17 protein-coding genes and 1 riboswitch are annotated in these 16,555 nt (G+C 63.4%); of the genes, 5 read left to right on the plus strand and 12 right to left on the minus strand.

Annotation, left to right across the window (positions count from 1 at the left end; all coding sequences use genetic code 11):
* Positions 1–41: 41 nt before the first annotated feature.
* From JYA52_RS11630 to JYA52_RS11680, 11 genes are read right to left on the minus strand one after another with little or no spacing between them, the layout of a single operon-like run.
* On the minus strand, positions 42–458 hold the full coding sequence (locus JYA52_RS11630; RefSeq protein WP_205653341.1) for a hypothetical protein: 417 nt from the start codon (positions 456–458) through the stop codon (positions 42–44).
* On the minus strand, positions 455–829 hold the full coding sequence (locus JYA52_RS11635) for a PadR family transcriptional regulator (protein ID WP_205653342.1): 375 nt from the start codon (positions 827–829) through the stop codon (positions 455–457). Before JYA52_RS11635 ends, JYA52_RS11630 begins: the two co-directional genes overlap by 4 nt.
* A gap of 55 nt (positions 830–884) precedes the next feature.
* A complete protein-coding gene (locus tag JYA52_RS11640) occupies positions 885–2,090 on the minus strand; it encodes a hypothetical protein (RefSeq protein WP_205653343.1) in 1,206 nt (401 codons plus the stop codon).
* A complete protein-coding gene (locus JYA52_RS11645) occupies positions 2,087–2,803 on the minus strand; it encodes a CPBP family intramembrane glutamic endopeptidase (RefSeq protein ID WP_205653344.1) in 717 nt (238 codons plus the stop codon). Before JYA52_RS11645 ends, JYA52_RS11640 begins: the two co-directional genes overlap by 4 nt.
* A gap of 8 nt (positions 2,804–2,811) precedes the next feature.
* Positions 2,812–3,759, minus strand: a complete 948-nt coding sequence (locus JYA52_RS11650; RefSeq protein ID WP_205653345.1) for a SagB/ThcOx family dehydrogenase — start codon at positions 3,757–3,759, stop codon at positions 2,812–2,814.
* Positions 3,756–4,574, minus strand: coding sequence for a nitroreductase family protein (locus tag JYA52_RS11655; RefSeq protein ID WP_205653346.1), 819 nt, complete (start codon positions 4,572–4,574; stop codon positions 3,756–3,758). Before JYA52_RS11655 ends, JYA52_RS11650 begins: the two co-directional genes overlap by 4 nt.
* A gap of 22 nt (positions 4,575–4,596) precedes the next feature.
* On the minus strand, positions 4,597–5,523 hold the full coding sequence (locus JYA52_RS11660; RefSeq protein WP_205653347.1) for a TOMM precursor leader peptide-binding protein: 927 nt from the start codon (positions 5,521–5,523) through the stop codon (positions 4,597–4,599).
* 34 nt (positions 5,524–5,557) lie between these two features.
* Positions 5,558–5,974 (minus strand): hypothetical protein, encoded by a 417-nt coding sequence (locus JYA52_RS11665; protein ID WP_205653348.1) that lies wholly within the window; start codon positions 5,972–5,974, stop codon positions 5,558–5,560.
* A 25-nt stretch (positions 5,975–5,999) separates the two neighbouring features.
* Positions 6,000–7,460, minus strand: a complete 1,461-nt coding sequence (locus tag JYA52_RS11670; protein ID WP_205653349.1) for a YcaO-like family protein — start codon at positions 7,458–7,460, stop codon at positions 6,000–6,002.
* Positions 7,461–7,481: 21 nt separating this feature from the next.
* On the minus strand, positions 7,482–8,291 hold the full coding sequence (locus tag JYA52_RS11675) for an ABC transporter permease (RefSeq protein ID WP_205653350.1): 810 nt from the start codon (positions 8,289–8,291) through the stop codon (positions 7,482–7,484).
* Positions 8,291–9,196: an ABC transporter ATP-binding protein gene (locus tag JYA52_RS11680; RefSeq protein ID WP_240460232.1), complete on the minus strand. Its 906-nt coding sequence runs from the start codon at positions 9,194–9,196 to the stop codon at positions 8,291–8,293. Before JYA52_RS11680 ends, JYA52_RS11675 begins: the two co-directional genes overlap by 1 nt.
* A gap of 558 nt (positions 9,197–9,754) precedes the next feature.
* A riboswitch (cyclic di-AMP (ydaO/yuaA leader) is annotated at positions 9,755–9,927 on the plus strand.
* A 5-nt stretch (positions 9,928–9,932) separates the two neighbouring features.
* Between JYA52_RS11680 and JYA52_RS11685 the strand changes: the two genes are divergently transcribed.
* The 5 genes from JYA52_RS11685 (at position 9,933) to JYA52_RS11705 (ending at position 15,945) form a co-directional block, all read left to right on the plus strand.
* Positions 9,933–10,823 carry a C40 family peptidase gene (locus tag JYA52_RS11685; RefSeq protein WP_205653352.1) on the plus strand — a complete coding sequence of 297 codons (891 nt, stop codon included), beginning with the start codon at positions 9,933–9,935 and terminating at the stop codon, positions 10,821–10,823.
* A 290-nt stretch (positions 10,824–11,113) separates the two neighbouring features.
* A complete protein-coding gene (locus JYA52_RS11690; protein ID WP_205653353.1) occupies positions 11,114–12,667 on the plus strand; it encodes an ABC transporter substrate-binding protein in 1,554 nt (517 codons plus the stop codon).
* Between the two features lie 16 nt (positions 12,668–12,683).
* A complete protein-coding gene (locus JYA52_RS11695; RefSeq protein ID WP_205653354.1) occupies positions 12,684–13,673 on the plus strand; it encodes an ABC transporter permease in 990 nt (329 codons plus the stop codon).
* Entirely contained in the window at positions 13,670–14,494 is an 825-nt protein-coding gene (locus JYA52_RS11700) for an ABC transporter permease (protein ID WP_205653355.1), read from the plus strand. Before JYA52_RS11695 ends, JYA52_RS11700 begins: the two co-directional genes overlap by 4 nt.
* Entirely contained in the window at positions 14,491–15,945 is a 1,455-nt protein-coding gene (locus JYA52_RS11705; RefSeq protein WP_205653356.1) for an ABC transporter ATP-binding protein, read from the plus strand. Before JYA52_RS11700 ends, JYA52_RS11705 begins: the two co-directional genes overlap by 4 nt.
* An 81-nt stretch (positions 15,946–16,026) precedes the next feature.
* On the opposite strand, the gene JYA52_RS11710 is transcribed toward JYA52_RS11705, so the two are convergent.
* Positions 16,027–16,555, minus strand: a 529-nt coding sequence (locus tag JYA52_RS11710) for a hypothetical protein (protein WP_205653357.1), incomplete at its 5' end; no start/stop codon positions are given.

The following is a 16,555-nucleotide window of genomic DNA, read 5'->3' on the forward strand; positions in this document are numbered from 1 at the left end:
TTCGAGGCTGCGGCCTGGTCCCAATGCATGCAGTGCCCCGCCTACTCGAAAAGATCTTTACCCGTGTATCCCTGGTCGGTCCGCCTGACCCTGAGTTGGATTACGACGATGACTGCCGCGCAAACGAGCGAGTACACCAGGACAGCGGTCCAGCTCAGCGGCATGATGGTGGGCCAAAAGAATTTGCCTGCCAGGAAGACGATGATGGCTATGAGCAGGGAGAACGCCGCATAGCTCATGCCCGGGTGATATTGCCTGGTGGCAGCGTTGTCCGCGATCCCCGTTATGAGCCCGCTGATAAACCAGATGGCACCGTAGGCGACTCCGGTGATGCCTGCCCCGAACTGGGCTCCAGTGACCACGAAGTGGTTGAGGAGCGGCAGAAAGACGAGAGTGCTGATCGTGTTGACGAGAATAAACCACTTGAGGTTAGTGCGAAGGATGACCTGTAAGTTCATGTCTGAATCCTCTCGATGACGTTCTGGACTTCGGGCTGCGAGAACGGTTGGATGTTCCGATATGCGAACTGCTCCAGGACTCGGCGACCGCGTTCGGAGAGCCTGTATAGCTTTTTCGGCGGTCCGGCCGGGCTGCTTTCAAGCCGCAGTTCCACCAGGCCAACGTCCAAGTGGCGGCGCAACTGGCGGTACAGGGTCTGGTCAGCCGGGTCGTAGGTGCCGTTGGTCAGCTGCTTGATCCGGTTCTTCAGGCTTGCGACGTCGTACCATTCTGCGTCCAGCGCTACGAATGTCCAGAACGTCAGCAGGCCCTGCCGGAAGACGGACTCCCAGTCCTTCAGGGTGCCGTCGAGCTCCTTTTCCTTGGCCATGCAGGTACTATATCCCATGTACAGTACTGGCGATATAGTACCTGCTGTATAGCACCTATCCGGTTTTGGGTTTCCTGCAAAGATCGAGGACGACGTCTGGATGCGTGATCTCCATCGACGTGTAGAGGCTGTCTGAGTCCCCTGTCCTTTTGTCCTTCGACCACTGGGGAACCCCTAGGTACGTTCGGGCAAGACCTGTACCCTGCCGAAGTGCCAGGACGGTATCCCCGTAGATGTGGGCCAGGAGCGTCAGTTCTTCCTTGATGCCGTGGCCTGGTACTACTCCAAGGCCCGGTCCGTGGGATGCCGGAAGCAGTCGTCCGTCGTACTGGACGAAGGTCCGCGTTGCCGCTGTCAGCATCTCCCAGCCCTGTAGGGCGAGCTGTTTCTGCGACGCGGTTGGCTCCTGGAATCCGGTATGTTTGGCCAACTGGCGGCGGCCGGCCATGTATCCCCCCGCCCTGCGCATTTCGATGAGATACCTGACATGAGGGAGGATCGGCAGCAGTTCTTCCAGGAATGGGCTGCCGAGGGCTTCCTTGGGCAGTGCCGACCGGCGGATGGTTAGCAGCCCGCTGGTGACGATCATGCCGGAAGCGGCAATCTGGCGACAGGACATGTCATTGGTGGCGGGATCAGTTGCCGCCCATTGTTCGAGGATTCCGCGTGCCCCTCCGGCGGGCGGCATCCCGTTCAAGTGGTAAGCGCCGATGAGCATGTCTGCCTGGCGGTGGGCGGCGTCGAGGGCGTTGATTTTCGATGTGCGCAGGGAGACTTTAAGTCCCGCTTCGCGGGCGGCTGTTATTGCCTGGCCGAGAAAATCGAGGTCATTGGTCCGGAGGTTGAGCCAGTGGGATTCTTCTGCCTGCAGGCTGCGTACGCTTCGCCGGAGGTCGTTGGCAGTGCTGACCTGGCGTTCGGCTTCGGTCCGCGGATGCAGGTCAGTAAGGATAGGGCCGCCACCAATGATTGTGCTGCCGACGCCGGTGCGCCGCGCCCGGTAGAGCGCCTCAAAGCTGCTGCCGTCGTCAAGCATGACGCCGACGCCGTGCCGGATGGAATTTTCGACGATGGCATCGGTGGCGGACGTCACCGCATCCATGGGGCTCTCCCGGTATCCCATGAGGGATACGCCGCCGTCGACGAGGGTCGGGGTGTAGGTCCCTTCTGTCGCATCACCGCCGGCTGCAGCGGGGATCATTTGGTAGCCGTCGAAGATCCGGGCCGTTCCGGTTGCGGGGCCCTGTTCACTTGTCTTCATGCGCGCTGTACGCTCCGTGTCCTGAACTGTCTGGCGACCAGCAGCTGGTAGCAGAGGTGGGCAACCAGGGCCGGTATGACGCTGCCGGACAGCAGCGTGCCGGCCCCAAGAACCAGGCCGAAACCAAGCTTTCCGATAAGGGCCGGGATCCCGAATGCAATGTGATTGAGGCTGTACAGGACCGTCTGCAGGGCGAGTCCAGCGAGAAGATCAAGCCCGGCAGGGACACACACCAGCAATATGACATACCGGTAGAGGAATTCCTCGGCTGCGACGGTGAGCACGGTCAGGAACGTGAACTGCGCGGGATTGGCGGCCATGGCCCTGACGGCACGGAATGACTCGTCGCGTGAGGGCATCTGGACAAACGCGAGACTCGCCGGCAGGGCGCCGATGCTGTTTGCCGCCGGCGCCCTGCCCCGGCCCCAGCGGACCGACAGCCACTTTTCCCCGCCGAATGCAGCCGCGCCGGCTGCGGTGGTGGTCACCGTGAGCATGAGGATGACCGGCCAGCCCGCACCCGAATCGACTGACGCCATCCCGACCCCCAGGACGGCCAGCACCCAGAAGGCCGCGACCACGCAGGACATTGCCAAGAGCACCGGCGAGGCGACGGGGATGATCCGCCGCCACCCCGGTCGCAGGGCAAGCATCATGGTGGTCGCGCCGAGCACCGGCAGCGGCAGCAGCAGAATGGGAAGCACCTGATCCATGGACGGTATTACTCTGCCTCGGCAAAAGTGATCTGGCCGACCGGGCCTACTCCCATGAGCAAACTCACGAACTTCGTGACGCCGTCGAGCTGGAGGAAGTTGTTGGCCCCTTCATCGAAGAACCCGGCGACGGCACAACAGCCCAGGTTTTGGCCGGTTGCCACGAGGTAGATGTTCTGCATAACTGCGCCAAGATCGACGTGGGAGAAGCGGTACCCGCGCGTCTTGTATTTCCATGACACCTTGTTTTCGTCATGCATGAGGACCAGCACGATCGGTGCGTGGAACAGCCACTCGGATTCGAAGGTAACCTCCTGTATGGCAAGCCGCATATCCCCGCGGTCCTTGAGGGTCAGGGCGTGGCCGACGGGGTCGTAGACATAGAATCCCTTCTCGAGCCCGTCTACGCGGTTGACGATGATTCCGACCTGAATGGAGTTCAGGCCGCCGATGCTCGGGTACCGGAACAATGGAACGTCCTTGATCCCGTAGCCCGCCTCTACCCCGCGTTTTCCTGCAGCGTAGTGCAGCAGCGTCGACAGTTCTGTTTGGGACAGCGGCCGGTTTGAGAAGTTGCGGGACGACTTGCGGGAGTCGAGAACATCGCCGAGCCCGATTTCCAGAGTCTCTGCCGGTGCGGGCAGGGCCGTTGCCCCCGGCGCCGGGAGAATGTTGTGGACAAGTTCGGGCGGCATCTGGGTGCTTTGTCGTTGGGTCGTAAAGAATTCCGCGACAGAACGCACGAACACCTGCTGTATGACTTCAGCGAGCGTGGCATCTTTGTCGCGGCGCGCAGTACTGACGTCGACGGCTGCCTGGATAACCTCGTAAAGGGCCTTCCGCGCCGGCTCCGGCAACTGCTCAAGCTGGTCCGTGGCATTGGCCAGGTCCGGATCTGTGTTGATGCCGACCGGTGAAAGCGTCAGATTCACTGGGGTTCCGCTGGTTGCTGTCATTTTGAAGCCTCCATGTGGTGGTCCTGGGTAGCGGCGTCGGGGCGCAGTACTGGGGCCTTTGACATTGCCAGAATGGCCAGTGCGCCCCGGTCTGTTCCGTCGTTTCTGATCAGGCGGTTCACGTCGGTGTCTACGAAATTCTCGACCAGCACCGGCCGCCACATCGGCGGCGGCATGAAGCACGTCTGCATCAGCGCGCCAGCCACTATCCCGGCGCTGAGGCCTGCGGTGCGGTAAGTCCGGTTGCCTTGGATAAAGCTGGTCCGTGCAAATGCCCCCGTGATGAAGATGAGCGCGCGGTCCGGCCCCGTAAGATCCGGTGATCCTGGTATGGCTTGGGACAGTTCGACCGTCTGTTCATCGCTCCACATGGATTCGAAGATTAGCCGCGGCGCGCCCGGAACCTGTTTCCACAGCTTTCCAGCCGCGACGACCAGCACATCGACGGCGAAGAGTGCCGGCACCACGTAGGGAACCGTCCAGCACGGGGCCAGCACCCGCTCGAGTTCAGGTGCTACGGCGCGAAGGTCCGTGATGTTGTTGGACCGCTGACGCTCCATTTCCTTGGCGCCTTCCATCGCCGTGTTGAAGTAGAAGTCTTTGACCGTCTTCACGGCCGCCTCCGGAAGCAGTCGTGTTGCCCCGGCTGGTGTCAGGCCGGAATTCACATGGTAGAGCTCGGATATGCTCCCCGCCGTGTCTCCCAGCCGGCTGGTGGCTCGCTTCACGGGACTGGGGTCGAGTTCGGTCACTCCGAGGGGAGGTACAAGGGTCTGCTCCAGCATCCTGCGGAGCTCATCATCACTGGTGGTCATTTCTGTTTCCTTCGGGAGGTACTTAGATGAAAGGGTGCCGCAGGTGTGGCTTGTTCTGGATGCAGGCCGGGCATCGGGGCATTTGCAGCAGCTGTTCCCGAATGATTTCCAATCGTTCGAGATCGATCCGCAGGAAGGACCCTTCAAGAAAGCTGCCCCGCCCGGAGGCATGCTGGACGATGGACGCCGTGGCGTAGCTGGCGGCCAGGTCGGCCGCGAACACCGGGAGTGCCGTGAGCATCGGAGCGCCTTGCAGTCCGCTCTTGTAGTAGAGGTAGTCCAGCCTGAGGGATCGGGCTGATTCGTCCATCGTGTCGTAGTCGTGGAAGCATCCGGTGTAGCCAGGCCTGAAGAGAGGACCCACGATAATCTCGGCACCGTCGGCATAGACGGCGTGCCAGGGACGGTCGGTCACCAGGGCCGCTTCGTTGGCATCGAAAAAGAGCGACATATTGGGCGTATCGGATGCCACGATGGTCAGGTCGGCGTCCTCGAATGCCTCAGCCGAAACGTCTGCGGTCACTGCGGCTGTAAGGCCGATGTCTGCAAGCTGGTCCCGGAGGCGGGATGCGATCTTCCCCTTGCCAACGAGGTTTATGGATTTGGTGAGCAGATCCCCGACATTCTCGACGTTCATTCCCACTGTCAGGAATGAGTAGACGGCGTCCTGTTCTGAGACGACGACCTTCTGTTCGATGAGTGAGCGGGTCATTTCCTGCAGGGCCTCCGGGTCGGCGGCCATGGACCCATGGGCCTCCGCGATCGTGGACGGAAGCGTGAATGCCTGCACCAGGTCCCCGAGTATTGCGCGGCGGGCATCGTCCTTGAGCCGACGCGAAGTCTTGGACCTGCTTCCGAACTTGATGACGATCTCATCGTCGGAACTCCTGATGACCTGCAGGGAAGGATTGACGACGTAGGAAGACTCTTCGGGCGTGGTGATGGTCATGATTCTCCTTGGCGGAATAGTGGGAATGGTGGAACTACCAGCGGGAGTGCCGGAAGTCGCCGCGGGCCACCGCGACGACGGTGCACACGATGATGAAGAGGCTGGTTACTGTTGTGAGGCTGTTCCATAGCATCAGCTGGCCGGAGGCCAGCCCGCCAACAGCGACGATCAGGGACAGGCAGCTGTAGGCCATCGACGAGACGGCCCCGGTCCACTTGCGCATCAGCAGCCAGACGAATGACGAGGCAACCCAGCACCCGGCGACGATGTGGGCGCCGAGCTGGATTTCGGGCAGGCCAGCCCATCCCCCGGTCAGGCCGGCTATCAGCAGGACCAGCCATTGGACAAGTTTTAGGCCAAGGAACCCGAGGGCTGTCTTCCAAGCCCAGGATGCGACCAGGACGCCGGCTGCCCGGTTCGCCTTCCTGTCGATTGCTTTGTGGACGGTCACGTCGCGTCCCTCCTCATGCGCCCGGTCAGGGGAAGGGAAGGGGGTCGGTGGTGAGGTCTGCGAATCCAAGCGGATCGTCGGACACACCAAGGATCCGGCGGATGTCCTTGTAGCGATCATGGCCCAGCATCGGCATGTTGGGCGGGAAGGCGGGAACCAGCTCGGGAATGATCACTTTCCGAAGCCGCACTTTGCTGAAGGTGGAGGGCGTGAAATCGAACGCCACCGGGTTGAGCCCGTATTTCCGGCACAGCGCCAAGGCCTGCTGCAGGGAGGCCTCGTCGTCGTCACTCTCCCAGGCGGGCAGCGAAGACAGCTTAACCACCCTCTGGTCTGCGGGCCTAAAGTACCAATCCAGCTTCGCTTGATTGGCAGCGAAGCCGTAGTAAGGAACAACCTGGATGAAATTGTCGAAGTCCTTTGGCTCGGCATTTTCGCTGATGCCGAACATTCTCTGGTACCCGCCGGTCAGCTCCCACGACGGGGCCAAGGCCGGGATCCGTACCATTCGCTCCGCCTGGACAAGTTCGGACACCGCGCTGCGCATGGCTTCTTCAATATCCATCCCCACGCCGCCGCCAGCCAGATAGCCGTTTTCGGGGACGGTTTCATCCACGGCAATCACGGTGACGACAGCGACGTCGGAGATGTCCAGGATGTGGCTGAAAAACACCAGCTTGACCCCAGAGCGGGATGCGGAATCAATCCATTCCTTCAGTTTGGGATTGCGGAAGTCGCGGTCCAGTTCAATTCGCGCCGGTGGTATGCGGGCGTACCAGCTGAGGTTGATGGCGTCGCGTTCAATCAGTTCGAGAATTCCGTGGTGGAGGGCCTGGGCGTCCGTGACATGAGTAGCAAGGCCCCCCGATGTGGAGAACCCGATTCTCGTTTCCTCGAACTGCATGACGTAGAAGAGATGCACGAGCTGTTCCGGAACCCAGGTCGTCCCGCCATCGTGCAGTCCCTCACCAGCCACCCACGCCAGTTCCGTGTCCGGCTCCCAAGGGTCGCAAAGGAAACCCGGTTCAGAAAGCTGTTCGTCAGCACAAAGCCGCAGGCTTTCCGGGCCGATGGCGCGCAAACCCAACGCCTGCATCTGCCGGTATGACGCCCGCCGTTGCCGATCGGGCGGAGTGATCTGGAGGGAACTCAGGCTCCCAAGCATGCGTTCGACGCCCTCCCCCAGGGTCGATGCAACTGTGTCGAAGAGGGTCAGACCCTTACCGCCGCCGTAGATCTCCCTATCGAGACCGGCGGACGCCCCGCTGAGCCCCAGCATCCTGGACAGCGTGTGGTCCAGGGACATGGGCGTTGCTGACCCTTGGTAGCCGCCGATTCCAATCCCGGGCCTGAGAACCATGAGCAGATTCCGGATTTGCCCGAAAGGGGAATATACGGCGGTGAGATCACGCAGCGCGTCTGCGTCGTGACCCGCCATCCGCGGCGGTATCCACGGAACTCTAGAGTTGTATTCGTCGACGCGCATTTGTCCCCCTGGATAAATTGTTTAGTTGCTGGAGCGTTTGGTGAGATAGAGGCCGAGGAACCCGATGGCTGCTGCTACGGGTATTACGAGGAGCGCCTTCACAACGGTCCCCTCGGGTATCTCGGCGGAAGTGTAGACACCGGTCAGCAAGTCAAACCAGTGACGCAGCGGATTGAATTCGGTGATGGTCTGCAGCCACGCCGGCAGCCCTTCCAGCGGTGCCGCGGCTCCGGATCCGAAGAACATGATGAAGAAGAGTGCGGCGCTAATGGCCTGGGTGGTCCTGGATCCCACGTTGAGACTGCCCAGAAAGTAGCCCACCGCGCACAGCCACGCCAGCAGCATAAGGTTGAGGGCGATGAATTGCGGGGAAATTATCTCTATTCGAAGGCCGTGGGCGAATCCGACTACAGCAATTATCAAAGCTGATGCGGAGGCAACAAGGAGCAGCATTGCACCGATAATTGCCAAGGCGAAAACAACACCAGGGAGGGGAAGTGCACGGTATCTTCGGTCAACGCCGCGTGCCCGCAGCTCGGCAAAGTAGACCGGCATTCCCATGAGCAGCAAATTGGCTCCAACCGTCCCTATGAGAGTCGGAAACATGACATCAATAAACTTGACGCCGGGCTCAATTTGCTCATTTGCATATGGCGCGCCGATGAAGAAGTAGATCACCATGGGGAAAGCCAGGCTAAAGAAAATTGCGACCGGCTCCCGGAGAAGCAGCAATGTTTCCTGTCGAAACCAGGTGAACACCATTCTCAGTGCTGATCCGGCCTTTGGCAGAGAAATTACTCCCGCACCGTCGGAGGTTTTCGCCTGGCTCATTACACGGCCTCTTTCTTCGAAAAGAGGAAAAGGTCCTCCAGCCGGACGGGACCACTCAGGATGTCCATCGCGCCGTATGCGTCCCCCAGACTGTCCCGGAGCACGTCGATCCTCTCGCGGGCGCCGATGACTACCGTTTGGGCACCCGCGTTCACTGCAGGCAGCCGGGCTTCTCTGATCAGGGCCAGTGCCCCCTGCGGAGGATCGGAGATCCTCAGCCTCCAGTCACCGCCGGCGGCGTCAAGGATGTTGGCTACCCGCCCGGAAAGGACTACCTCACCTTCTCGAAGGACGATGACGCGGTCGGCAAAGGCTTCGGCCTCCGCTAAGTCGTGCGTGCTGGCCAAGATCCCATGGCCTGCCCTGGCTAGGGACTTCAGAAGAGTCCACAGTTCGGATCTGCCTTCTGGGTCGAGGCCGCTGGTGGGCTCATCCAACACCAGCAGCGGAGACCGGCCGATGCAGGCAAGGGCGACATCCAGGCGTCTCTGCTGGCCTCCGGAAAGCCTGTCAACGAAGGCGGATCTCTTGTTCGTGAGACCTACGGCTTCAAGGAGCTCAGATTGGTCTCGCGGCGAGGAATAGAGCGAACCGGCAGCGCGCAGGGCTTCATGGACCTTGAGCCTGTTGGGGAGCCCGGACTGCTGCAACTGCACCCCCACGGCAAAACGGTGCGGGCCTCCCGGGCGGACATCAAGGCCGTTGATCACGGCCGAGCCCGCTGTGGGCTTCCGTAGGCCGATCAGCATTTCCATTGTCGTCGTTTTGCCAGACCCATTCGGGCCCACCAGGATCACAATTTCGCCGGCATGAACCCGAAATGAAACATCTCTGACGGCTTTATGGCCCCGATATGACTTGGCCAGGTTCCTGCATTCACCTATGACCTTCAATTGCTCCCCCATGCTGCGCGGTCCGGACTAGACGGGAGTGCGCACCAAGACCCCGGATATTCCGCGTGCGCACTCCCGCCGACAAAGGATTAGAAAACGCTCCAGCTGAATATGTTGAACCAGCACCAGCAGCAGCATGAACAACACCAGCCGCCAGGTGCTACGACCCCTTCAGCAGCAAAATGTTTTTCTTCGACCCGATCGATAGTAGTCAGCACAACGGTTTCCCCCCTTCCCCGCGTCCTGTGTGATTAACACACATGCTGAAGATAGCAAGAGGCGATTGATTTGGGAATAAAAACGATGGATAAAATATTGCGAGTTTTTTTCTACACCGTGACCGAAAGGCGGACGGACGATTGACGCCGGTTGACCGTCAGTTGGACGCAGCGACGCTTGTCGAGTCGCCGCCTGGTCGCTGGCCCCTCCCGCCGCCGCGAGCAGACCGGCAGAGCCCAATGCCGCAGCTGCCGTTACCAAAATGTGACTTTGGTGGGTGGGTGGGTTAGCCTTTAGCCGTGCCCCGGTTCCATGCGGGGCATTCCCGGGCAGAATGCCGAGCCCTGCCGCTGACCGGGATCCGTTCGCAATTACATCTGGCAGGGACGGGGGAACCACCTCTTTACCGGCCTTGGTATCCAAGGCCTTGGGGTTAAGTCCAGGCGCTCCGTCTCACGGAGGCAGGACCGGGTGACCTCCCATCCGAACCCGACAGCTCACCCCGCAGGCATGGGAGAGGCAATCCACCATGTCACGTAAGTCCATGTCCGCGCGCCACCGCGCCACCCCCACGACGTCCATCGCCCTGCAGGGCCTGTCGTATTCCCTCAAGTCCAACGCTGCGTCCATAGCCAAGCCGGCAGCAGCAGCCGCCGCCGCGTCCGGGCTGCTCTTCGGTGTTGGGGCCCCTGCACACGCCGGCGCCTACGCCCCCGAGGCGCCTGGCACCACCAGCGCCCAAGTACAGGCCGCACCGCAGGTCCCGGCCGCACCCAGCCCGGCACCCGCCGCAGGGTCTGGCGTGGCAGGCGCATCACACACCGTTACACCCGGCGACACGCTGGGGGCGATCGCGGCACGCCACGGCGTTGCCCTCGATGCGGTGCTCGCAGAGAACGGCCTCTCGCTGGCTTCGGTAATTTACCCCGGCGACCAGATCCTGATCCCCGGACCCGGGCAGCCTGCAGCTGCACCGCAGGCACCCGCCGTCCCGGCAGCCCCGCAGGCTGCCCCTCCGGCCGTGCCGGCAGCACCCGCGCCGTCCGGCATGGGAATCTACACGGCTTCCTCGTCGGTCACGCCCGCACCGGCCGCAGCTCCCGCCAGCGGCGTCGGCGCCGCCCTGGTGGCTTCGGCCCGGGCGCAACTGGGTGCCACGCAGGACTGCACCATCCTGGCGGAGCAGGCGCTGCGCTCCGTCGGCAAGTCGGTGGGAGACCTTGCTCCCCTGCAGTTCCACCAGTACGGCACGCCGGTGTCCACCCCGCAGCCCGGCGACCTGATGATCCGCGCCGGACACGTCGGGATCTACATCGGCGGCGGCCAGGCCATCAGCAGCGGCATGAACGGCGTCAACGAAACCATCGTCCACCCGGCCTCCTGGCTCGGCGGCTCCACGTTCGTGCGGGTCAACGCCTAAAGGCAGTTCCGAGCACGCATTCGACAGTGGCAGGTGCAGAGGCACCTGCCACTGTCGTGTTCCCGTGGCAGCCAACTGATCCACAGCGAGCCCTTTCCGCCCATTGATGCGATGACCCGCCTTCATCCAACCCAACTCCGTGCGTCAACATTCGTTGACGCACTTTTCGTTTAACCCCCTCTCCTGTCCCGTTTGCGACTCGGCCCTTCCGCCATAATTGCTAGTGAGAATCATTTGCATCTATGCTGTCGGGCGAGACACGCACATTAACGACGGAGAAGGAACCCCACATGTCCTGGCGACGAATGAAGGTGGTGGGCGCATCGCTCGCCACTGTTTTGATGATGGCGGGTTGCGCCGGACAGGGTGCACCGAGCAGCCCGACGCCGGAGCACCCGGTGAAAGTGGTGGGGCCATTTGAGCTTCACAGCCTGGACCCGTCAACGGCAGGAGGCTTCTTCACGCGCCTGCAGGTGGCCGAGACCCTGGTTGATGCCGATACACAGGGCAACCTCCAGCCGGGGCTGTCTACCCGCTGGGATGCCTCTGCCGACGGGCTCTCGTGGCGGTTCACGCTTCGTCCGGATGCCCTCTTCCATGATGGAACGGCGGTGACTGCAGATGCCGTCGCTTCCGCGTTGCAGGCGGCCAGGGCGAAAGGCGGAACGCCGCTGTCCACCGCTCCCGTCACGACCATCACCGCTGACGGCGGGACGGTCCGCGTGGACCTGGCGAAGAAGTTCGCACCGCTGGCCGCCGTGCTGGCCCACACCGGCACGCAGATTCTCGCCCCCAGCTCCTACGGACCGGGCAACGCCGTCACCAAGGTGGTGGGCTCCGGCCCCTACAGGATCGAGCGGCTGGAACAGCCGGCCAATATCGAACTGACGGCCTTCGAAAAATGGCAGGGCAGGAAGCCGGCCATCTCCAAAGTCCAGTACCAGGCGGCGGGAAGGGCGGAGAGCCGCACCCTGATGGCCGAGAGCGGGCAGGCGGATGTCACGTTTGGCATAGACCCGACCAGCCTGCAACGGCTCGAGAGGGCCAGCAAGGTGACCATCGAAGATGTCACGCTTCCCCGCACGATTTTGCTCAAAGTCAATTCAGGGCACGAAATCCTTGGCGATGTACGCGTTCGGCGCGCGCTAAGCATGGCCCTGGACCGCGAATCGATGGCTACAGCAGTGCTCCGGGATCCCGAGATGGCGGCCACCCAGCTGTTTCCGCCCTCCCTCCCGGCATGGCACCAACACTCCGTCACCCCGCTGACGCACGATCCTTCCGGTGCACGCGGGCTGCTTGCCCAGGCCGGGTGGCACCCCGGCGACGATGGCACTCTGGAACGGAACGGCAAGAAATTCACCGTCTCGCTGCGCACATTCCCGGACCGCCCGGAGCTGCCCATCCTTGCCACTGCCATTCAGGCAAAGCTGAAGGGCCTGGGGATCGCCCTCGATGTGAAGGTGGGAAACTCCAGTGAGATCCCGGCCGGTCACCAGGACGGTTCACTTGAATTTGGTCTCTACGCCCGCAACTATGCCCTCGTGCCCGACGCGCTGGTGACCCTGGCCGACGACTTCGGAGCCGACGGTGCGGACTACGGTGCAATGGGCTGGAACAACGCAATACTGACTTCAACGCTGAACACCATGGCCAGCGGATCCGATCCCGGCGGTCAGCCGGACGGACGCCGCAAGGTGACCGAGATCCTGCAGAGCGAACTGCCGGTAATTCCGGTGGCCTGGTACCGCCAGAGCGCCGTCGTCAGCAAACGCGTGGAGGGGCTCAGCCTTGACCCTCTCGAGCGTTCGTGGCGGCTCACCGACCTGATCTGGGCGAAGTAAGCGCGGAGAACCGGTCATGAACTTAACAACGTCCCTTCATCGGTCCCCCGCAGGTCCGGTCCTGCGCGTCCTGCGACAGCGCGCCCTCCAAGCGGCCGCCGTTGCATTGCTCGTCTCGACGGCGTGCTTCGCCATCGTCCAAAGCCTGCCCGGGGATTTAGCCTTCCGCATCGCCGCCGGCCGCTACGGCTACGACCAGGTAACCGCCGCGTCCGCAGACACAGTCCGCGCCGAACTGGGGCTGGATCGCCCGGCGTGGCAGCAGTTCCTCGACTGGACCGGCGACCTCTTTACCCTGAACCTGGGTACGTCCCTCGTCACCGGAACCAGCGTCGCCGGCGAACTGGGCCTATATCTTTGGAGCAGCCTGCAGCTCGCCGCGGCGGCGCTCGTCCTGGCCTTGGCCCTGGGAGTGGCAGGCGGAGCTCTGGCTGCATGCCGGCCCGGCGGTGTCCTGGACCGGCTCACCACGCTGTGGGTTTCAGGCTCACGGGCTCTGCCGCCCTTCCTGCTCGGCCTGCTCCTGATTCTGGTGTTCTCGGTTCACCTTGGCGTGCTGCCGGCGGCGGGCCACGGCGAAACGCGCAGCATCGTGCTCCCTGCCGCGACCCTCGCCGTCGGACTCTCCGGCCTTTTTGCCCGGGTGACCCGCGACGCGGTCGCAGACGTCCGGCAATCGGACTATGTCCGGTTCGCGGCAGCCAAAGGACTCGGCGGCCGAATGGTTTTCCTCCGCCACATCCTCAGGAATACCGGCGTCACGTTGATTTCCTACGTCGGAGTACAAATGCTGATCCTCATCGAAGGTGTCGTCATCGTCGAAAGCCTCTTCGCCTGGCCCGGACTGGGACACGCCCTTGTGCACGCGATCTTCTGGCGCGACCTCCCCATGATCCAGGCAACTGCGCTGGCCCTGGCACTCCTCGTGGTCGCCCTCAACACCGCAGTGGATCTGGGCGCAGTTGCCCTCGATCCCCGTCCGCGCCACCGGGAGTTCGTCCTGTGAACACTTCCTTTACTGCAACCAGTCCCGGCACCGCCGTCAGGGCCAGCGCCGTCCAGCTCATGGCCACAACCCTGCTGGCCATGCTGGTGCTCTTCGCCGTCGTCGGCCCGCTGGTCTGGCCCGACCACGCCTCCCAAGACCTGTCCCGGTTCCTGCAAGCACCCAGCCTTGCTGAACCGCTGGGCCGCGACCATCTTGGGAGGAGCGTCATCGCCCGTCTGGCCCACGCCACCCAACTATCCTTGCTGATGGCCGTTCTGTGCGTGGCGACGGCCCTGCTCGCCGGAACACTTGCAGGTATCCTTGCGGCCTGGCGGGGAGGCTGGATTGACACGGTCCTCCATGGCCTGTCCGAGGCGTTCATCGCGCTTCCCGCCCTCCTCGTGGTCCTCATTTTCTCGGCCATCGCCAATGGTGACCTGTGGACCCTCTATCTGGGACTGGCCATGGCACAGTGGGTGGAATATTTCCGCATGGTGCGCGCCCGCAGCGGAGTGCTGCTCGCCGGGCCGGCCGTCGAGGCGGCCGGCATGCTCAAACTGGGTACCGTTCACATCATCCGCCGTCACCTCTGGCCCGAACTGCGGCCCCTGCTGACGGCCATGGCTACCTTCGGCATCGGATCGTCGATCCTCGCACTGTCCACCCTTGGATTCGTCGGGGTTGGCGTCCGCCCGCCCACCCCGGAACTGGGGCTGATGATTACCGAGGCGTTCCCCTACTACCACGAGGCCCCCTGGATGTCCCTCGCCCCCGTCCTGATACTCACCACCATTCTGACCGGGCTCCTCAGCCTGCGGAGCAAGGAGGCCCACCGATGAGCATGCGCGTAAACAACCTGACGGTAACCTTCGCAGACAAAGTCCTGGCCGACGTCGCCGGCCTCACCTTCGAGCGCGGCAGACCGGTCACGATCGTTGGCGAAAGCGGTTCGGGAAAGTCGCTGCTGGCCCATGCGATCATGGGAACCCTCCCGGCCAGCCTCACGGCGCGGGGCAGCCTGCACATGGACGGCACGACATACGACCTGGAAGACCGGACGAACCGGCGCAGCCTTTGGGGCCGGACCATGTCCCTCCTGCCCCAGGAACCCGTGCTCGCCCTTGACCCCACAATGCGCACCCGGGAACAGGTGGCCGAGGGCGCCGGCACGTTCAGGACCGACAAACGGGCAGCACTGCACACAGCAACCACGCTGCTGGGCTCCCTCGGCCTGGGACCGGCAGCCGGTGCATTCCCGCACACCCTCTCGGGCGGCATGGCCCAACGGGTCGCGTTCGCCGCGGCCACCATCGGCAACGCCCGCGTGCTGATAGCCGATGAACCATCCAAGGGCCTGGACGAACGTGCCCGCGCCGAGCTGGCTTCCCTTTTGCAACGGCACGTTGACGGGGGCGGAATTTTGATCACCATCACCCACGACCTGGACCTTGCGCGGGAACTTGGCGGCGACGTCCTGGTCATGAAAAACGCCCACATCGTAGAAACAGGCCCGGCTGCGGCGGTTCTACAGAATCCCGCGCATCCCTACACCCGCCGGCTACTGGCAGCCGAGCCGGCGAACTGGAACCACAGCTGGACACGGGGCGGGGCATCAATCGAAACAACCGGCGACCCCCTCATCACCGCAGACGGGCTCACCAAAACCTACGGCCGGCAACGGCTCTTTTCCGGCCTGTCCCTCAGCGTGCACCAGGGGGAACGGGTCTCGCTGAGCGGTCCCAGCGGCAGCGGCAAAACGACACTCGGCAACGTCCTGCTGCGGCTGCTTCCGCCGGACTCCGGACGCGTACACCACGCTGACGAGCTCCGCGGAGGCCGGCTTCAAAAGCTCTACCAGGACCCCGCTCTGGCGTTCGCTCCCGGCGCCGCCCTGCGGCACTCTTTCGGAGACGTCATCCGCCGTCACCGGCTGGACCCCGCACGACTCGAGGAGTTCATGGCCTCGCTGCGCCTGTCCCCCGCACTGCTCGAACGAATGCCCGGCCAAGTCTCTGGCGGCGAATTGCAGCGGCTCGCCATCATCCGGTCCATGCTGCTCGAACCGGCACTGGTCTTCGCCGACGAACCGACCTCACGTCTGGACCTCATCACCCAGGAAGAAACCATCACCAGCCTGATGAACCAGGTGGAACGCCACGGCTGCGCACTGATGCTGGTCACCCACGACCGGACCCTCGCCGACGCCGTCACCCGCCGTCGGGTACGCCTCGGCGTTGACGCTGGTTCCGAGGCAACGCTCACGACACCGGCGCTCAAGACCCCGGCCTGACGACGACGGACCCTCCGGAACGGGTTCCGGAAGGCCCGTCGTGCTTTTCTGTCTCAACTGGGGCGCAGGTTCGGCGGTGGCTCAGCCTGCCGGTTTCAGGGCGGTGCGCCAGGCGGCGACGGCTTTGGAGCTGCTGAAGGTCCAGGTGGCGGTGCCGGTGGCGCCGGCGGCGGGCTGGGTCCGGTCGGCTTGTTCGGCGACCTGGCCGCCGCTGGTTTCGAAGCGTTCGGTCCAGCCGGTGGGCGCGGTGGTCCCGGGGGTGGAGCTGTCGAAGCCGAGGCCGCCGATCAGCAGCGCGTTGGTGCTGGCCGTGGTGACGCTGCCGACGGTGATGCTGGTGGCCGAGAACGTGGCGTTGACGGCGGTGGCGACGGTGCTGTCCAGCGGCGTGGTGGTGTTCACACCGGTGTAGGCGCTGATGCCGCCGCCCCACTTCACCGCCGTGCTCAGCGTCCAGGTGTACGTGGCCGGGTCGGAGGAGCCGGCCACCCGGTAGTACGCGAAGACCCGCGCCCCGCTGCCGATGTTCAGCCCGTTGGTGATCGCGGTCCAGCCGGCCGGGACGGTGGTGGTGGGGTTCTTGTCCGCGGTGAAGGAGGCGACCAGCACG

The organism is Arthrobacter pascens (assembly GCF_017052465.1).
GTDB lineage: Bacteria > Actinomycetota > Actinomycetes > Actinomycetales > Micrococcaceae > Arthrobacter > Arthrobacter pascens.

What these genes read in the sequence shown, in the direction of transcription:
- JYA52_RS11705 (WP_205653356.1), top strand. Translation starts at nt 14,491, where the DNA reads ATGAGCATGCGCGTAAACAACCTGACGGTAACCTTCGCAGACAAAGTC.
- JYA52_RS11660 (WP_205653347.1), bottom strand. Translation starts at nt 5,523, where the DNA reads ATGACCATCACCACGCCCGAAGAGTCTTCCTACGTCGTCAATCCTTCC.
- JYA52_RS11650 (WP_205653345.1), bottom strand. Translation starts at nt 3,759, where the DNA reads ATGACAGCAACCAGCGGAACCCCAGTGAATCTGACGCTTTCACCGGTC.
- JYA52_RS11645 (WP_205653344.1), bottom strand. Translation starts at nt 2,803, where the DNA reads ATGGATCAGGTGCTTCCCATTCTGCTGCTGCCGCTGCCGGTGCTCGGC.
- JYA52_RS11630 (WP_205653341.1), bottom strand. Translation starts at nt 458, where the DNA reads ATGAACTTACAGGTCATCCTTCGCACTAACCTCAAGTGGTTTATTCTC.
- JYA52_RS11685 (WP_205653352.1), top strand. Translation starts at nt 9,933, where the DNA reads ATGTCACGTAAGTCCATGTCCGCGCGCCACCGCGCCACCCCCACGACG.
- JYA52_RS11675 (WP_205653350.1), bottom strand. Translation starts at nt 8,291, where the DNA reads ATGAGCCAGGCGAAAACCTCCGACGGTGCGGGAGTAATTTCTCTGCCA.
- JYA52_RS11640 (WP_205653343.1), bottom strand. Translation starts at nt 2,090, where the DNA reads ATGAAGACAAGTGAACAGGGCCCCGCAACCGGAACGGCCCGGATCTTC.
- JYA52_RS11695 (WP_205653354.1), top strand. Translation starts at nt 12,684, where the DNA reads ATGAACTTAACAACGTCCCTTCATCGGTCCCCCGCAGGTCCGGTCCTG.
- JYA52_RS11655 (WP_205653346.1), bottom strand. Translation starts at nt 4,574, where the DNA reads ATGACCACCAGTGATGATGAGCTCCGCAGGATGCTGGAGCAGACCCTT.
- JYA52_RS11690 (WP_205653353.1), top strand. Translation starts at nt 11,114, where the DNA reads ATGTCCTGGCGACGAATGAAGGTGGTGGGCGCATCGCTCGCCACTGTT.
- JYA52_RS11670 (WP_205653349.1), bottom strand. Translation starts at nt 7,460, where the DNA reads ATGCGCGTCGACGAATACAACTCTAGAGTTCCGTGGATACCGCCGCGG.
- JYA52_RS11635 (WP_205653342.1), bottom strand. Translation starts at nt 829, where the DNA reads ATGGCCAAGGAAAAGGAGCTCGACGGCACCCTGAAGGACTGGGAGTCC.
- JYA52_RS11680 (WP_240460232.1), bottom strand. Translation starts at nt 9,196, where the DNA reads ATGGGGGAGCAATTGAAGGTCATAGGTGAATGCAGGAACCTGGCCAAG.